Source organism: Rhodanobacter sp. L36 (genome assembly GCF_009765755.1).
Lineage (GTDB): Bacteria > Pseudomonadota > Gammaproteobacteria > Xanthomonadales > Rhodanobacteraceae > Rhodanobacter.
In genome coordinates, this window is record NZ_LMUV01000002.1 from 337335 (window position 1) to 353725 (window position 16391).

14 protein-coding genes are annotated in these 16391 nt (G+C 61.5%); 3 read left to right on the forward strand and 11 right to left on the reverse strand.

What is annotated here, in order from left to right:
* Positions 1–4: 4 nt before the first annotated feature.
* Entirely contained in the window at positions 5–1231 is a 1227-nt protein-coding gene (locus tag GSQ73_RS01450; RefSeq protein ID WP_158880285.1) for a (Fe-S)-binding protein, read from the forward strand.
* Positions 1228–1869, forward strand: coding sequence for a 2-polyprenyl-3-methyl-6-methoxy-1,4-benzoquinone monooxygenase (coq7, locus tag GSQ73_RS01455; RefSeq protein ID WP_158880287.1), 642 nt, complete (start codon positions 1228–1230; stop codon positions 1867–1869). Before GSQ73_RS01450 ends, coq7 begins: the two co-directional genes overlap by 4 nt.
* A 106-nt stretch (positions 1870–1975) precedes the next feature.
* Here the strand turns inward: coq7 and speD are convergent, their stop codons facing one another.
* The gene (speD, locus tag GSQ73_RS01460; protein ID WP_077440970.1) at positions 1976–2761 is read right to left on the reverse strand and encodes an adenosylmethionine decarboxylase; all 786 of its coding nucleotides are present in this window, start codon (positions 2759–2761) and stop codon (positions 1976–1978) included.
* A gap of 278 nt (positions 2762–3039) precedes the next feature.
* Between speD and crp the strand changes: the two genes are divergently transcribed.
* On the forward strand, positions 3040–3735 hold the full coding sequence (crp, locus tag GSQ73_RS01465; protein ID WP_158880289.1) for a cAMP-activated global transcriptional regulator CRP: 696 nt from the start codon (positions 3040–3042) through the stop codon (positions 3733–3735).
* Here crp and GSQ73_RS01470 read toward each other — a convergent pair.
* The 10 genes from GSQ73_RS01470 to GSQ73_RS01515 all read right to left on the reverse strand — a co-directional run bounded on the left by GSQ73_RS01470 (position 3732) and on the right by GSQ73_RS01515 (position 16378).
* Positions 3732–4727, reverse strand: a complete 996-nt coding sequence (locus tag GSQ73_RS01470) for a helix-turn-helix domain-containing GNAT family N-acetyltransferase (RefSeq protein WP_158880291.1) — start codon at positions 4725–4727, stop codon at positions 3732–3734. The two genes, crp and GSQ73_RS01470, sit on opposite strands and share 4 nt — an antisense overlap.
* 97 nt (positions 4728–4824) lie before the next feature.
* Positions 4825–5529: an HAD family hydrolase gene (locus GSQ73_RS01475; protein WP_254063232.1), complete on the reverse strand. Its 705-nt coding sequence runs from the start codon at positions 5527–5529 to the stop codon at positions 4825–4827.
* Complete coding sequence (trpC, locus tag GSQ73_RS01480) at positions 5526–6320, reverse strand: indole-3-glycerol phosphate synthase TrpC (protein ID WP_158880293.1); 795 nt, start codon at positions 6318–6320, stop codon at positions 5526–5528. Before trpC ends, GSQ73_RS01475 begins: the two co-directional genes overlap by 4 nt.
* Before the next feature lie 76 nt (positions 6321–6396).
* Positions 6397–7449, reverse strand: coding sequence for an anthranilate phosphoribosyltransferase (gene trpD, locus GSQ73_RS01485; RefSeq protein ID WP_158880295.1), 1053 nt, complete (start codon positions 7447–7449; stop codon positions 6397–6399).
* Positions 7446–8042: an aminodeoxychorismate/anthranilate synthase component II gene (locus GSQ73_RS01490; RefSeq protein WP_158880297.1), complete on the reverse strand. Its 597-nt coding sequence runs from the start codon at positions 8040–8042 to the stop codon at positions 7446–7448. Before GSQ73_RS01490 ends, trpD begins: the two co-directional genes overlap by 4 nt.
* Positions 8043–8157: 115 nt before the next feature.
* On the reverse strand, positions 8158–9747 hold the full coding sequence (locus GSQ73_RS01495; RefSeq protein WP_158880299.1) for a sulfotransferase: 1590 nt from the start codon (positions 9745–9747) through the stop codon (positions 8158–8160).
* A 180-nt stretch (positions 9748–9927) separates the two neighbouring features.
* Positions 9928–13062, reverse strand: a complete 3135-nt coding sequence (locus GSQ73_RS01500) for a TonB-dependent receptor (protein ID WP_158880301.1) — start codon at positions 13060–13062, stop codon at positions 9928–9930.
* Positions 13063–13188: 126 nt separating this feature from the next.
* The gene (locus tag GSQ73_RS01505; RefSeq protein ID WP_158880303.1) at positions 13189–14349 is read right to left on the reverse strand and encodes an FAD-binding oxidoreductase; all 1161 of its coding nucleotides are present in this window, start codon (positions 14347–14349) and stop codon (positions 13189–13191) included.
* Positions 14346–15584 (reverse strand): dicarboxylate/amino acid:cation symporter, encoded by a 1239-nt coding sequence (locus tag GSQ73_RS01510; protein WP_158880305.1) that lies wholly within the window; start codon positions 15582–15584, stop codon positions 14346–14348. The genes GSQ73_RS01505 and GSQ73_RS01510 overlap by 4 nt, the downstream gene beginning before the upstream one ends.
* On the reverse strand, positions 15581–16378 hold the full coding sequence (locus GSQ73_RS01515; RefSeq protein WP_158880307.1) for a L,D-transpeptidase family protein: 798 nt from the start codon (positions 16376–16378) through the stop codon (positions 15581–15583). Before GSQ73_RS01515 ends, GSQ73_RS01510 begins: the two co-directional genes overlap by 4 nt.
* Positions 16379–16391 lie beyond the last annotated feature (13 nt).

The following is a 16391-nucleotide window of genomic DNA, read 5'->3' on the forward strand; positions in this document are numbered from 1 at the left end:
TAGCATGAGCCGCATGCCGCTTGAAAAGTCCCCCATGCGCACGCCTGCGGGCCGGATCGCCGAACTGGCGGACCAATGCGTGCAATGTGGGCTTTGTCTGCCCGTCTGCCCGACCTATGCGCTCGACCGGAGCGAAGCCGAGTCTCCGCGTGGGCGAATCGCCATCGCGTCGGCACTCGCGCGCGGCCTGGTCGACCCGACATCGGAGCTGAGATCGCATCTGGATCACTGTCTGGGCTGCCTCAACTGCGAAAAAGTTTGCCCCGCGCATGTTCAGTACGATGAGCTGCTGATCCAGACCCGTTCAATGCTCGGTCCCGACAAGGAGCGACCAAAATGGTTGCTTGGGATGCTCCGGCGACCTGGTCTGTTGCGCTGTTTGCAGCAACTAGGTGGGGCGACCTCCCTTCCTCGCTGGAAGGGGTCACTGGCAGCATGGCTGCCGACTGCATCGATGTTGCGAAGCGCATTGATGGCCTTGCCGTCTTCCCCATCGTCAGCACGCGCGCGCGCCGCCCAGACCACAAATAATATCGAAGGCCGGATCGTTGCGCTGTTTCCCGGCTGCGTGGCCAGCGTGATGGACGCGCAGGCCCAGCAGTCGGCCATCGAGTTGTTGCAACACGTTGGTTATCGGGTCAGCGTCTTGCCAGCTTTCTGCTGTGGCGCGATGGATCTGCACGGTGGTGCGAGCGCGGCTGCGGAGCAATCGGCGACACAGGTCCGGGAAGCCTGGGCGAAAAGCGGCGCGACTCTCCTGGTTTCGGTCACGCCCGGCTGTATCGGCACGCTCCGCCGCGCTTTGCCTGACGTCGCGGTCGCCGACCCCGTGGAATTGCTGGCCGACCGCGCCGACGCATTGCGCTTTCGTCCGCTGGCTCAACGCATCGCGCTGCATTTGCCGTGTACTCAGGTCAATGTCGCGCGCAGTGACGCCGCACTCATTACCCTGCTTCGGCGTATTCCCGATCTTGAAGTCATGCCCCTGCCGCGGCCACCTTATTGTTGCGGTGCCGCCGGAACGCACATGCTGGAATTCCCCGAGCGCGCCGCCCGGCTGCGCGAAGGCACACTCGAACGGATCACGGCGTTGGCGCCACAGCAGTTGTTGTCGTCCAATATCGGTTGCCGGCTGCATCTGGCTGCGGGCCTCGACGAACACGGCCATACACTCTTGCAGCAACATCCATTAAGCCTTCTGGCGCAACAACTGGAACCGAACATCCCATGAGTGTGCGGAATCTGACCTCCTTCGATCATCTGCTGAGCAAATGCGAGCGCGCGCTCGAAGCCATCGCCGGTTCTCCGCAGTCAACGCGCCCGTCCCCCGCCGCCGCAGTGAACGAGGCAGACATGGAGGACGCCGAGCGTCGGCACGCCGCCGGCCTGATGCGTATCAACCACACCGGCGAGGTCTGCGCGCAGGCGCTTTACTTCGGGCAGGCCGCGCTGGCTCGCAGCGAGGAGAACCGCGATCACTTGTTGCATGCCGCTGCCGAGGAAACCGATCACCTCGCATGGTGCGCGCAACGTCTCGAACAACTGGAAAGCCGCCCAAGCTTGCTCAATCCGCTGTGGTATTTCGGCAGCTACGTGATCGGTGCAGCGGCAGCGTTGGCTGGCGATCCGGTCAGCCTGGGCTTCGTGGTGGAAACCGAGCGCCAGGTCGAAGCGCATCTCGCCGAACACCTGGAGCAATTGCCTGCGCAGGACGAACGCTCACGCGTCGTGCTGGAACAGATGCAGGCCGACGAAATCCGGCATGCGCAGGCGGCGCAGCAACGAGGCGGTGTCGACCTGCCATTTCCGTTGCCGAAACTGATGCACCTCAGCTCGATGGTGATGAAGACCGTCGCCTATCGGCTGTAGGAGCGCACCCTGTGCGCGATCCTTCGTGGCACGAAGAGGGACTGCGCGCACAGGGTGCGCTCCTACAAAAGCCATAAAAAAAGCCCGCCTTTCGGCGGGCTTTTTTTCACATCAGGTTGCGGCCGTGGAACAGCTCCTCGATTTCCCGTCGCAGCAGCGACTCGATGCGCTGGCGCTCCTTGAACGAAAGATCGTCGGCATGCGAATCGAACAGGTAAGTGTCGAGGTCGAAGTCCTTGATGTGCATCTTCGTGTGGAACATGTTTTCCTGATACACGTTGACGTCGAACATCTCGTATTTCTGGCGGATGTGCTTGGCCAGATAATCCTGCACCGAATTGATCTTGTGATCGATGAAGTGCTTCTTGCCCTTCACGTCGCGCGTGAAACCGCGCACGCGGTAATCGCAGACTACGATGTCCGATTCGAAACTGTCGATCAGATAGTTCAGCGCCTTCAACGGCGAGATCACGCCACAGGTCGCCACGTCGATATCCGCGCGGAACGTCGCGATGCCATTGTGCGGATGGGTTTCCGGGTAGGTATGGACGGTGATGTGGCTCTTGTCCATGTGCGCCACGACCGCACCGGAAATCGTGTCGCGGCCGAGCTTCTCCAGCACGGGTTCCTCAGAGATCAGCATCGTCACCGACGCGCCCTGCGGGTCGTAATCCTGGCGTGCGATGTTGAGGATGTTCGCGCCGATGATCTCGGCCACGTCAGTGAGAATCTGCGTCAGGCGGTCGGCGTCGTACTGGTCATCGATGTACTCGATGTAGTTGCGGCGCTGGTCTTCGGACACCGCATAGCAGATGTCGTAAATGTTGAAGCTCAAGGCCTTGGTCAGGTTGTTGAAACCCTGCAGGCGCAGACGGGGAAGTGGTTTGACCAAGACGGCTCTCCATGACCGGTGACGATCAGCAATAGAGGCGGGTTAGCGACAAGGGTCCCCGCTGGATGGTGTGACGCGCAGGTAGCAACCTTCCGCGACCCTTGTGACCGGCGTGCGACAACTCGACGTCGGAAGACCATCAAGTATGAAGCAAAAGGTATAAAAACTGAACCTGCGGCAGGCCGTCAAGGTTTGCCATAATGCAGGACTTGGGGTGGTGCGGGCACGCATGTTGCGATCGCGGTAGCCGCCCGGAATAACGTGGATCGGGAGCTAGCGTGGCGCAACTCAAATATCAGCTTCAACAGGCCTTCGAACGTTCACAGGCACCTTTGGGCTTCGCACCCGACCCTGCTTCGATGGAACGTTTTCTGGCGCTCTGCCACCGCCGGCGCTATCCGGGCAAGACCGCGATCATCCGCCCGGGCGATCCCGCCAATACGCTTTATTACGTAATCGACGGTTCGCTCGCGGTCTGCACCGAAGACGAGCAAGGTCGCGAGCTCATCCTCGCCTACATCAGCCGCGGGCAGTTCATCGGCGAGATGGGTCTGTTTGTCGAACAGGCGCAGCGCGAATCGATGGTGCGCACGCGCACGCCTTGCGAAATGGCCGAGGTCAGCTACGAGCGCCTGTTCCAGTTGATGGAAGGACCGCTGCGCGAGGAGTGCCCGAAAATCCTCTTCTCGATCGGCGCGCAGCTCACCAACCGTCTGCTGCGCACATCGCGCCAGGTCAGCCGCATGGCCTTCATGGATGTGACGAACCGCATTTCGCGCACGTTGCTGGACCTTTGCCAGGAACCCGATTCGATGACGCATCCGGACGGCACGCAGATTCGCATCTCGCGCCAGGAAGTCAGCCGCATCGTAGGCTGCTCGCGCGAGATGGTTGGTCGCGTGCTCAAGCAACTCGAAGAGCAGCGCATGATCGACGTCTCGGGCAAGACCATCGTGGTTCGCGGCACGCGCTAAGCCTTTCCCGCTATCCGTTTGCGCGGCTTTGCTGCCGATTTTTTCGGCGGCGCATAAATCATGTACACGTCCGCACGCGCGTAATGCGAGTCCGGACGATTGGCCGATTGCAGAACGAATCCCGCGCGTTGATACATGTGCAGCGCGGGCTTGAGTTTCTTGCTGGACTCGAGAAAAAGCATCGTGCCCTTGCCCCGACGAAATTCGTCGATGGCCGCGTCCAGTAATTGCCTGCCTGCGCCCAGTCCGCGAAATGATTCGTCCACCGCCATCTTGGTGAGTTCGTACACGCCGGGCGCGTCGCGCAACAAGGCACACGTGCCGATCACCTCATCGCCCAGCATGGCGAAGAAAACCGCGCCGCCAGGCTTCAGCACGAATTCCTCCGGATGGCGCAACACTTTTTCGTCGATCGGCTCGATGACGAAATACTTCCTGAGCCATGCCGCGTTCAATGCGTGGAAATGTTCGCGCAGCTCTGTGCGAAAAGGCACGATGACGACTTTCGATGCTGCCAGTGCGGCATGTCGATTCAAGATATTCGGAACAATGGGTTGCTCGTCCAGCGCGCGTTCGCACGCTTCGATGGCCGCAAGCAGCTGCGTGCCTTCCGCACCGAGCGAATCCTTCACGCCTTGTCGAATAGCCGCCCAAACGATTCCGAGCTCGGCCAGCGCGCGACTTCCCTTGGTGGTCAAGGTCAACAGGCTGCGTCGTCCGTCGGCAGCATCGCCTTGACGTTTGGCCATGCCGGCACGCACCAGCTTGTCGGTCAGCTGGCTGACTGCAGAATGGGTCTGCCCGATGGCGGCGGCGACGTCGTTCACCGTTGCCGGGCCCTGTTCCCAGAGAAAACGCATGACCGGAAACCAGCGTGACTCGATTCGCGCGCCGGCGTTGCGATACACCTCGTCGCCGGCGTTGTAGAAGCGATCGCTGAGCGACTTCAGGCGACTTGCCAGCGCTAGTTCGGTGAGAGATGACAAATACATGATCGTGCTTTGAAAATTATGTAAGCACTAACATAACCAGCTCATGCAACTCTGTGCAAGTCGTTTCGACAAAATCGGACACGTCACGAACTGCAGCTCAGAACCATTCCACGCGTGTCACGCTTCGCCCCAGCGCACGCTCGATTTTCTTGCAAAGCTTGGGCGTGGCGTTGACCAGTACGGCCTCGTCGGCGCCTTTCAGCATCGCCGCGTCGTTTATCGAATCACCGTAGGCGACTTGCCACGCAGTGACACCGTATGCGGACAATTGCGCTGTCTTGCGCCGCCCGACGTTGTGCCATTTCATCCGCATGCCCAGCCCGCTCGGCCGAAGCTGCGAGGCCAATAGTTCCAGCTCGCCCAATCCAAGCTCGTGCAAAATGCCGCTGACCAGTGCATGTTCGCAACCTGTCACCACGATCACCCGATCACCCGCCGCCTGGTGACGACGCAATGCCTGCAGACCATCGCGACAGAACTGTCGCGGCTTGCGCGCCAACGCCGCAGCAAAGCTTTGCGCAGCGGCGTCATAACGCTTCTGCCCCACGCCGAGCAGCGCAATGTGCACCAGGCTCAACGTCGGCAGCCACCTTGAAAACGGCCATCGCAAAAGCAGCCATGGCAGCGAGAGAAAGGCCAGCAACTTGCGCAGCAACGAGCGGCGATAGCGTTCGCGCATGAACAGATAGAACGAATCACCGTGGATCAGCACGCCATCGAAATCGAACAACACCACGCGCGGCGCAGCGATTGCGTCGCCCCATACGCCCGGCGATGTCTTCTCTTCCAATGCGTCAGTCACGGCGTGCCAAACAATCGCCGCAATTCGCTGCCCGGATCCTCGGCGCGCATGAACGCCTCGCCCACCAGGAAGGCCTGAATGCCGCCTTCGCGCAGAAGCTGCACATCTTCCAGCGTGTGGATACCCGACTCGGCCACCAGCACGCGGTCGTATTCGATCATCGACTGCAATGACAGCGAAGTTTCCAGCGATGTCTCGAAGCTGCGCAGGTTGCGGTTGTTGACGCCGATCAATGGCACCGGCAGCGCCATCGCGCGCTCCATTTCTTCTTCGTCATGCACTTCGCACAACACATCAAGATCGAGTTCGGCGGCGAGCAGCGACAATTGCATCAGTACGTCGTCATCCAGCGCAGCGACGATCAGCAGCACGCAGTCGGCACCGATCGCGCGCGCTTCGTGCACCTGGTACGGATCGATGATGAAATCCTTGCGCAGCAGCGGCAATGAACACGCAGCGCGCGCCTGCTGCAGAAACGCTTCGCTGCCCTGGAAAAAATCGCTGTCGGTCAGCACCGAAAGACAGGCCGCGCCACCGGCTTCGTAACTGCGGGCGATCGCGACCGGATCGAAATTCGGCCGGATCACGCCCTTGCTCGGACTGGCCTTTTTCACCTCGGCGATCACCGCCGGCAACCCCGCGGCGATCTTCGATTCGATCGCCGCGGCAAAACCACGCGTGTCGGGCAGATCGGCGATGCGTGCGGTGAGCTCGGTCAGCGGAAGCTTGGTCCGGCGTTCGGCAATCTCTTCCGCCTTGCGGGCAAGAATGCGATTGAGGATGTCGGTCATGGGGCGTCGATGTTCGTGGGGATGAGGCGATGATGACGGACTCCGCATCGGCGCTCAACCATCCTCACGACATAGTTCAGCCGGTTTTGGCGAGCCGTCGCGTGGTCGCCACGAAGGCCTGCATTTTCGCCTGCGCCGCGCCGCTCGCAATCGTCGCTCGCGCGCGTTCGATGCCGCCGTCGATGGAGTCGACCAGATCGGCCGCGTAGAGTGCAGCACCTGCGTTGAGGCAGACAATCTCATGGGGTACGCAGGGCTTGCCGGCGAGCGCATCGAGCAGCATGGCTTTCGATTCGTCCACGTTGTCCACGCGCAGGTTGCGGCTTGATGCCATCGCCAAACCGAACTGCTCCGGTTCCACCTCGTACTCGCGCACGATGCCATCGCGAAGTTCGCCGACCAGCGTGGTCGCGCCGAGCGACATCTCGTCCATGCCGTCGCGCCCCCAGACCACCAGCGCGTGTTTCGCGCCCAGCGCTTGCAGCACGCGCACCTGGATGCCGACGAGATCGGGATGGAACACGCCCATCAGAACGTTCGGCGCATCGGCCGGGTTGGTCAGCGGGCCCAGAATGTTGAACAGCGTGCGCACGCCCATTTCCTTGCGCACCGGCGCCACCACTTTCATCGCCGGATGATGGTTCGGCGCAAACATGAAACCGATGCCCGTTTCCGCCATGCACGCAGCAACCTGCGCCGGCGCCAGGTCGATCGATGCGCCAAGCGCTTCCAGCACATCGGCGCTGCCGGATTTCGATGACACGCTGCGACCGCCGTGCTTGGCAACGCGTGCACCGGCCGCTGCCGCCACGAACATCGACGCGGTGGAAATATTGAAACTCGACGCGCCATCACCGCCGGTGCCGACGATGTCCAGCAAGTGCCGGTTGTCGCCGTCGATGTGCGGCACCTTGGCCGACAGCTCGCGCATCACACGCGCCGCGCCGGTGATCTCGCCGATGGTTTCCTTTTTCACGCGCAGGCCGGTGATGATCGCCGCTGTCATCAGCGGGCTGACTTGGCCGTGCATGATCTGGCGCATCAACGCGATCATCTCGTCGTGGAAAATCTCGCGGTGTTCGATCGTTCGCTGCAGCGCTTCCTGCGGCGTGATCGTGATACCGCTCATGCCGCGAGCCGCAGCGGTTGACCAAGAAAATTGCGCAGCAGGTCGTGGCCGTGCTGAGTCAGGATCGACTCGGGGTGAAACTGCACACCTTCAACCGGCAGCGTGCGATGACGCAAACCCATGATCTCGTCGATCGAGCCGTCTGCGTTTTCGGTCCACGCAGTGACCTCGAGACAATCCGGCAGCGAACCTTGCTCAACCACCAGCGAGTGATAACGCGTGGCCTCGAATGGATTGGGGAGCCCGGAAAATACACCGAGCCCGCGATGGCGCACCGGCGATGTCTTGCCGTGCATGATCTGCTTGGCGCGAATGACCTTGCCGCCGAATGCCTGGCCGATCGCCTGATGCCCGAGACACACACCGAACACCGGAATCTCGCCGCCCAGTTCGCGCAATACATCCAGCGACACGCCCGCATCATCCGGCGTACCCGGCCCCGGCGAAATCATGATGTGCGACGGCTTCAGCGCGCGGATGCCGCCAACGTCCAGCGCATCATTACGCACCACTTTCACTTCCTGCCCCAGCTCGCCCAGATACTGCACGAGATTGAAGGTGAAGCTGTCGTAGTTGTCGATCATCAAAAGCATGACGGGCCTTGCGGAAAGGCGACATGAAGCGCGCCGCGGGTTTCACATTATAGCCTTCCATTTACCCGCGAGTCGGCGGCTCATGACGACCAGCGACCCTGGATCTGTTACCCGATCAATCCACGGAAATGCCCGCGTCACGCAAGCGCTGACGCAAATGATTGAGCTTGCTGCCATAAAGCGCGCTGCGCGCCGTGTCGCTGCGCAATGGTTGCCGTACCTGCGCCGCGCTGGGCGAGCTGAGCACCGCGCGCGTCGTCTGGTGAAAATCGAGACACGCGGCATCGAACGGCAGGTCGCAGAAATCCAGCAATTGGCGCGTCATGCTTTCCGGCTCGGCCACCAGCGACTCGTATGGAAGATCGAACACACGACCCGGAAATTTCTCCAGCCAGAAACGCGTCAGGTGCAAAAAGTCGATGCAGTAATCCGCCATCTCGTCGAGGTCGCAGGTGAAGCCGACTTTTTCGGTGAAGCATTGGCGATAGCACGCCAGACATGTTTCCAGCGGATCGCGCCGTACGATCACCACGCGCGCCGCAGGCAACATCGCCAACGCCGCGCCCACCAGATACCAGGTCACCAGGCTTTTGTCGGTGAAGCGCGGCTTGCTCCTGCGCCAGCTCGCGGTACGCGCGAGGTATTCGCGGCCGAGACGCTGCCAGTCCTGCGATGTCGCGTCCGGCGCCCACAACGGAAACGCCGAATGACGACGATGCGTTTCCGCATCGACCACCTGCGACATGTCCTTGATCTCGTTCGCGCCCTCGACCTCGGAATGCGAAGCGAGGATGTGTTCGACCAGCGTCGAACCGGAACGCGGAATACTGACGATGAAGATGACTTCGCGACCGAGATCGGAATCAATCGGCTGCGGCATGTCGTTCGCAAAGATGCGCTGAATCGCCTCGACGCGCCGATGCTCTCCTGCGGCGTCCCACTTCACCCGCTTGCGCCGCGATGTATTCGCGACCTGAAACATGTCGAAGGCCTGCGCATAATCGGGCTGATCTTCCAGCGCCTTGGCCAGGGTAAAGCCGAGCAACTCGCGATCACGATCGGGCATGTTCGGCCGCGCGAGCGCTTGGCGCAGTGACGCCTCATCGGCGGCGTCGAAGCGCACCGTATTGAGGTTCGACAAACCGAACCATCCTTCGGCGTTGCCCGGATCGACTTTCAGCATGCTGCGGAATCCGTTCACCGCGGCATCGATCCGGCCGAGGCTCGCATGTGCGCGGGCCAGCGAAAGCATCGCGGGAATGTAGTTGGGCACGAGTTCGAGCGCGCGCCGTAGCGCGACGATGGATTCTTCCGTCTGCGTCTGTCGCCACAGCGCCTCACCGAGATTGAACCAGGCCGAACCGGAGTCCGGCGCAAGTTTGCAGGCATGGCGCATTTGCATGAGTGCTTCTTCGATCTCGCCACGTTCGTGCAACGCAATGCCGAGCCCGATGCGCAAATCCGAGTCGTCCGGCCACACCGGCAACACGCGACGAAAACAGTCGATCGCCTTGGCGTGATCGCCACGCCGCTGCGCGGCCGTGCCCAGCATGCGCGTCGCCTCCGCATCGTTCGGTGCCGCTGCCAGCACCTGCAGGATCAATCGTTCGGCGACATCGAACTGTCGCTGCGCCCATGCCTGTCGCGCGCGCGCCAACATGTCGGCAGCGTGCGGCGAAAGCGGCGATCGAATCGGACCCTGCATCGATGAAAACTCCATGGGGTTTCAACGAGGGAGGCTACACAAGTCATGTAGTCGCTGCAAAAAATCGTTGGAACGATTTGACATCGCGCGAGCGATAGCCCGAAGGGCGACTGCCAAGGATGGCGGTCGCAAAAAAAGACGCCGGGCACGCGCCCGGCGTCCGTTGGTTCGCCGCAGCGATCAAAAATCGTACGCGACGGACAACCTTCCATAGCGCGGTGACCGGGTGTTCTCGACCCTTCCGAAGTCGACATTCGGACTGCTGGTGGTGCCGAACGAGTCGTTGTAGAAAATCGGTGTCTGCTGGTTGAACAGATTGAACACCGCGAAATTGAAGTCAAGCTTGTGCTGCGCCCAACCCGGTTTGTAATCCAGGCTCACACCGACATCGTGCGTCCAGGGTGTAAAGCCCTGCGAACCCGGCGGTACCGGTTTTCCACCGCACCAGAAATAAGTGTGCGAACCGTTCAACGCCACCTGAGTCGGCCCGTACGCACCGCGACACAGTTTCGGCGTGCCCGAGGTGATGTACAGGTTCGCGCCGACCGTCAGGTCCGGCGTGAGCGCATAGGCACCGAATATCTTGAACTGGTGCTGGCGACTGTTTGGCAGGATGCCGCTGGAATACTCCATGCGCTCCGGGAAATCCCACGCGGTGGTGATCGACTCGTACGATCCACCTTGCTGCGAATACGTGCTCACCGGGCCTTCGTCATTGCCCCACGTACGTGAGAACACGTAGTCGAACTTGCCGAACCACTTGCCGTCCCAGGCATGTTCCAGCGACAGATCCAGCGAGTAGTACTTGCGTTCCGGTCCCTTGACGAAACCCTGATCTTGCCTGGTGAACTTGACGGGCACCAAGGAACCATCCGGTGCTTTCATCAGGATGTCGTTGGTCACGCCAGGATTGATCAAGACCAGGCTTTGGGCGTACATAGTGCAGTCGGCCGGCGTCATCCACGCGTAGCCCTGCCTTACGCCCGCGGCGCACTCCTGCTGCTCATCATCGTAGTCGTCGATGATGCGATTCATGCGCTGATAGGTGCCGGTGGCGCCGAACACCCACGACGTACCCAGCATCTGGAATTGCTGCTGCATGCCCAGCACGTAGTTGTCCGAGAACTCGGCCTTAATGTTCTGCGCGGCCGAAATGCGCGGATCTTTCTCCTGACCATATTCGCTGTCGACGGATACGCCGGTCGACGGATTCTGCGGCAGCGGCGTGAATCCGATCGGCACACCCGTATTCGGATCGATGCCGGTGTAGGTTCCGTACTGACCGGCATTGATCACCGGTGCGGCGATGGACAACGCCACGTTATCCGGCAGCGCCAGGTAGTAGCGACCTGCATTGCCGAACACCTTCAGCGTGGAATCACCATGCACGTCCCAGCTGAAGCCCAGGCGAGGCGCCCACTGAGGTTTGGTCTCGCGGATATACGGCACGCCCGAGCCGTCGTAGTTGGTGAACTGGTCGTTGCGCAGGCCGATGTTCAGCAGCAGGGTCGGCGTGATCTGCCAGTTATCCTCGATGTACTGCGCACGCTGAGCCACATGGACCGAGGCGACGCTGAGGTCGACGTGCTTCGACACGTAATAGCATTTCACGTTGCCGGCGGCGTCTGGCGGACCGCATTGGTTCGACGGAGCTGCATACGGTGGAACCGCGGGGTCGACGCCGAAAGACGGTACGCCCGGAGCATTTTCCCCGTAGATCCATTCATAGCCCGGGCCAGGGTTCTGCGAACCATCATCCAGATCGTAGGAGTTGATGTTGTCGATACCGAACGAGATATCGTGGTCACCCAGTTTCCAGTCGAGACTCAGGCGGTAGTTGCTGATCGACTCGGCATGCTTGGGGTCGGAAATTTCCGATGAGCGTTGCGAATTCTCGATGCCACCCGGCGGTACAAACGCCGGATCCTGCTGCGACGCGCTGGAGATATGCGGCAAACTCGGATCGTAGCCCGCATAGGTCGGCTGCTGCGATTGATACTCGCCGTGCATTTTTCCGAACATCGCGTTGAGCGTCAGGCTGTCAGTGAGATACGAGGTGTAGTTGACCGTCCACATGTTGAAGACGTTCTTGTACGTCGGATCCTGCGTGGCCTCGTTATCGCGTTGCAACGTGTTGTAGTCGAAGCCGTAGGAATTCGTCCAGGTCTTGTACGCGTTCCTCAAACCGGTCACCGTCAGGGTGTTGCTGTCGTTGATGTTCCAGTTCAACTTGCCATAGAGCTTTGGCGCGTGAATGGTCGTCAGGTTGGTCGTGCCGCCGGCGCCGGCGAACTCATCGGTTGATCTGGAATCGGTGTCGTCCTGTTCGGCGCTGATGAAGAGAAACAGCTTGTCCTTGATGATCGGAAAGCTCATGTAAGCGTCGTATATTTTCTCGGTGCCCTTGTCCCGATTGCGATAAAGCGCAATGTCGCCAGGCTGGCCGCCCGGTTCTGTGTACAGCGGATTGGCGTAGTAGTAATTGACCGGATTGGACTGCAGGCTCGCCGGCTGCCACAACACGCGCGCACCAAAATGCACGTCGTTGTCGCCGCTCTTGCCGATCTGGTTGATCACGCCGCCGATGGAACGTCCGTACTGCGCGCCATAGCCGCTGGTGAACGTCTGCTGTTGCTCAATGGCGCCATACGGCAGCGTGACGCCGCCCATGCTGTTGAGCGCCTCGGTGACGTTCATACCGTCGACGTAGTACGCGTTCTCGGCCGCCGACGCACCGCCGAACACATTGATCGGCGTACCTAGCGGGCCGCTGCCCAATTGCGGCGAGGCCATGCCCACGCCCGGCGCCAGCATGGCGATGTCCTCCGCCGTGCGCGCCAGCGGCAGCTGCTGCAATTGCTTGGCGGTGATCGTCGTTACCTGATTGGTCGTGGTCACGTCGATCGGCGGAATCGCATTGGCCGACACGTTGACCGCATTGAGATTCTGCGCATTGACGGTGCTAGCGCCATTGGCAAAGTCGACCGACACGGCACCGGCCGCGACCGGGCTGACATCGCTGCGACTCTGCACAACCTGCCCGTCCCGCAGCAGCGATACCGTATACGTGCCGACTGGAAGCGTGATCGAAAACTTGCCTGTCGATCCAACTGGCACGGTGCGATTGAAACCGGAGCCACCCGTCACCTGGATCGCTTCATTGGCCGCCGCCGGCACCGTGCCATAGATGGTTCCAGTAGTCGCCTGCGACCACGCAGCACCGGCAAAACCCATGGTGACGGAGCCGATCGCAAGCGCCAGTGCCTTGCGCTGATAGTTTTTGTTTCGCGACGCGCGTGATTCTTGATTCTTCATTGACGTACACCCCGTTCGATCAATGGCCATTGCCAGTTAATGAATTCCCCAACAGACAAACATGAAGTCAACTTCGGTAATGCGTGCGCGGATTGCTGGCGATCAGCAAACCGATTCGGGTTCGTTTCATGGCATCGCACTCCTGTGCGCATAGAGCGCAGCTCGCGGAGCAAGCAGCGCCGCGGTCACGCCGCCATCGACCAGTGCCGAAGGCAGCTCTCTTCCCAACGCGAGATTCGCGCAGGCTTCGCCCATCGCTGCGCAGGTCTGGATGCCGTAGCCGCCTTGCGCCGCGACCCAGAAAAAATTCTGCGCATCGGGCGCAAAACCGCCGACCAGATCGCCATCGGCGACGAACGAGCGCAGACCTGCCCAGGTTCTGCGCGGTCGGCGAATCGTCATCGTGGTGGCTTCCTCGATGTGGTGGATGCCAAGCGCGATGTCGTATTCCTCGGGTTGCACATCGTGCGGCGACACCGGATCGGCATTCGCGCAGGAGCCGAGCAACAGGCCGGCGTCGGGCTTGAAATAGAAGCTTTCGTCGAACGCGGTGATGAACGGCCAGTGCGAGATATCCACGTCGTCCGGCGCATCGAACACGAAAGCCGAACGACGTTTCGGCGTGATGCCGATCGGCGCGACGCCAGCCATCGTCGCCACTTGATCCACCCACGCGCCGGCGGCGTTCAACAGCAATGGTGCGCTGAATGCGCGCTCGCCAGTGTCGACCTGCCAGCCGCTCGCGCCGTGATCGATCGCACGAATATGCACATTCAAACGCAGTTGCCCGCCGCGCGAACGCAAGCCGCGCAGAAAACCTTGATGCAGTTCGTTGACGTCGATGTCCGCGGCGCCCGGCTCGTGTAATCCGATCTGCGCGAATTCGGGTTTGAGCACCGGCACGGTGTCGCGAATTTTTCGCGCGTCGCGCAATTCGAGACTCGGCGTGAACGTCACCATCGCGTCGTGCAACGCAAGTATCTCGTCAACGTGTTCGGCGGCGCCAATGATCGTGTTGCCCCGCGTCGAGAGAATCGGCTGAGTGGCGAAACCTTCCGGCGGATTCACCAGAAACCGGCGCGACGCGCGACTCAACGTGCGCACTTGCGGCGAGCCGTAGGTTTCACTGAACAGCGCCGCCGATCGGCCGGTGGAATGCATGCCCGCATAGGCTTCGCGTTCCAGCACCAGCACGCGCGCATGCGGCGCCATGAAATACGCGACCGATGCGCCGGCAATGCCGGCACCGATCACGATGGCATCGAAGTCGGTGGTGTCTGCGTTCACGCGGTATCGTCCCTCGATTGTCGCGCTACCACGCTCGTGGCAGTGAGATCGGCAGTGACATTGCCCAGCGTTGCCAGCGTGTCCGGCAGCGTGTCGACCGCGAGCATCAGACCGAGTGGACTCAGCGGCAGACCCATCGCCTGTGCCACCGGCAGATTGGTGGCGATGAACGTCACTGCGCCCGGCAACCCGACCGAACCCAGGCTGATGACCACCGCGAGCAACGCGCCGGTGATCAATTGCGCAGCGGTGAGGTCGACGCCGTACGCCCACGCGATGAACGCCGCCGACGTCATGTATTGCACCGGGCTGGTGAGGCGGAACAATGACACTGCCATCGGCAACACCAGCGCTGTGACCGGTGCGGGATAACCAAGCTTTTGATCCGCGCTTTCGAGCATCGCCGGCAACGATGCCAGCGACGACTGCGTGCTCACCGCGACGACTTGTGCCGGCAACAACGCGGCCACGAAACGACGAATGCGTTCGCCACCGAAGAACATCGCCACCGGCAGCATCATCAGCGCCACCGAGATGTACATCACGCATTCTGTCAGCACGTACACACCCAGCGCGCTGAGCATGCCGAGACCCGCGCGCGCACACACGGAAAGAATGAGCGCGAACACGCCGAGTGGCGCAGCCCACAACACCCAGCGCACGATCACGATCATCGCGTCGGCGATCGCCTGGAAAAATTCCACCAGCATCGTGCGTCGCGCCGGCATGATCTGGGTCAGCGCAAATCCGAGGAACAACGCAAACACCACCAGCGGCAACATCGCACTCTGCGCGGCGGCGTTCACCGCGTTGCTCGGCACGATCGCCACCAGCGAATCGATCCATCCCACGGGTACCGTTTGCGCAGCCGGCAACACTGCGGCGTGATCGAGCGCCGCTGCCAGTGCCGGGTTGTGCGGAAACACCTTGAGCGCCCACGGCGCCGCCAGCGCGGTGAACAACGCGCCGAGCGTCAGCAGCACGATGAACACCACGATCGCGCGTCGCGCAATGCGACCGGATGCTGCTGCATCACTCGCCGTGTTGACGCCGATCACCACCAGCGCCAGAACGAGCGGCACCACGGTCATCTGCAAAGCGTTCAACCACAGCTTGCCGATCGGCTGCGCGATGTTGCCGACCTGCAAAGCCAGGGATGGATGCCATGCGGCCAGCACCAGGCCGATGGCCGCGCCGGCCACCAAGCCCACGAGCACGCGCGCGGTCGGGCTCATCGGGTGGAATCCTTCGCGATGGTCGGCAGCTTCCACTGCGCGCGCAGTTTCAGGTAAGCGTTTTGCGGCAGCAGCACGAACACCGGTTTGTCCCGCGGCTTGAGCCAGGCGACCAGCGACTGCATCGTCGTCGGTGTCATCGCGGTGCAGCCGGCGGTGGCGTCGGTCGGCGATTTCCACAGGTGACCGAAGATGCAGCTTCCGGCCAGCGGTTTCGCCTCCGGGTTCTGCTCGATATTGAAACCGAGGCGATAGCGTTGATCGCCGTTGGCGTGGATATCGCGCCGCATGGGCTCGGTGGAACCTTTTACCGCCGCGTCGCCGACCACCTTCGCATCGACGACGCGGTTGTATTGCGCGGCACCGCTCACATCCACGCAGTAATCGGTGGCAGTCAACGCGCGATATGGCATCGCGGTATCGGCCTTGTCTGCATAACCGAAGATGGTGCCGATGCGGAACACGCCGGCCGGACTGCGGTTGTCGCCCTCATGTTTCACCGGTCCGTCGCTGCGTGGTGTGTTGAGCCCGAGTCCCCAACCCGCGCCGTTCTTGCCGATCGTCACCGGCGCATCGATGCCCGCCGGAATCCAGCCATGCGGGCCAAGGGAGAAGGTGCGCAACGTACCGTGATTCGTGTTCCAGCCCGCTACCGTGACCAGCACCAGCTGGCGCGACGATTGCCATGCGCCGGTTTCATTCGCGTGCAGATCGCCGCCGCTAAACGCAGCGCAGAGCACGACCGAAGCGACGGCGGACGCGATACGCGAAGGATGGAATCGTGGAAGCGACATGCGAACTCGCCTT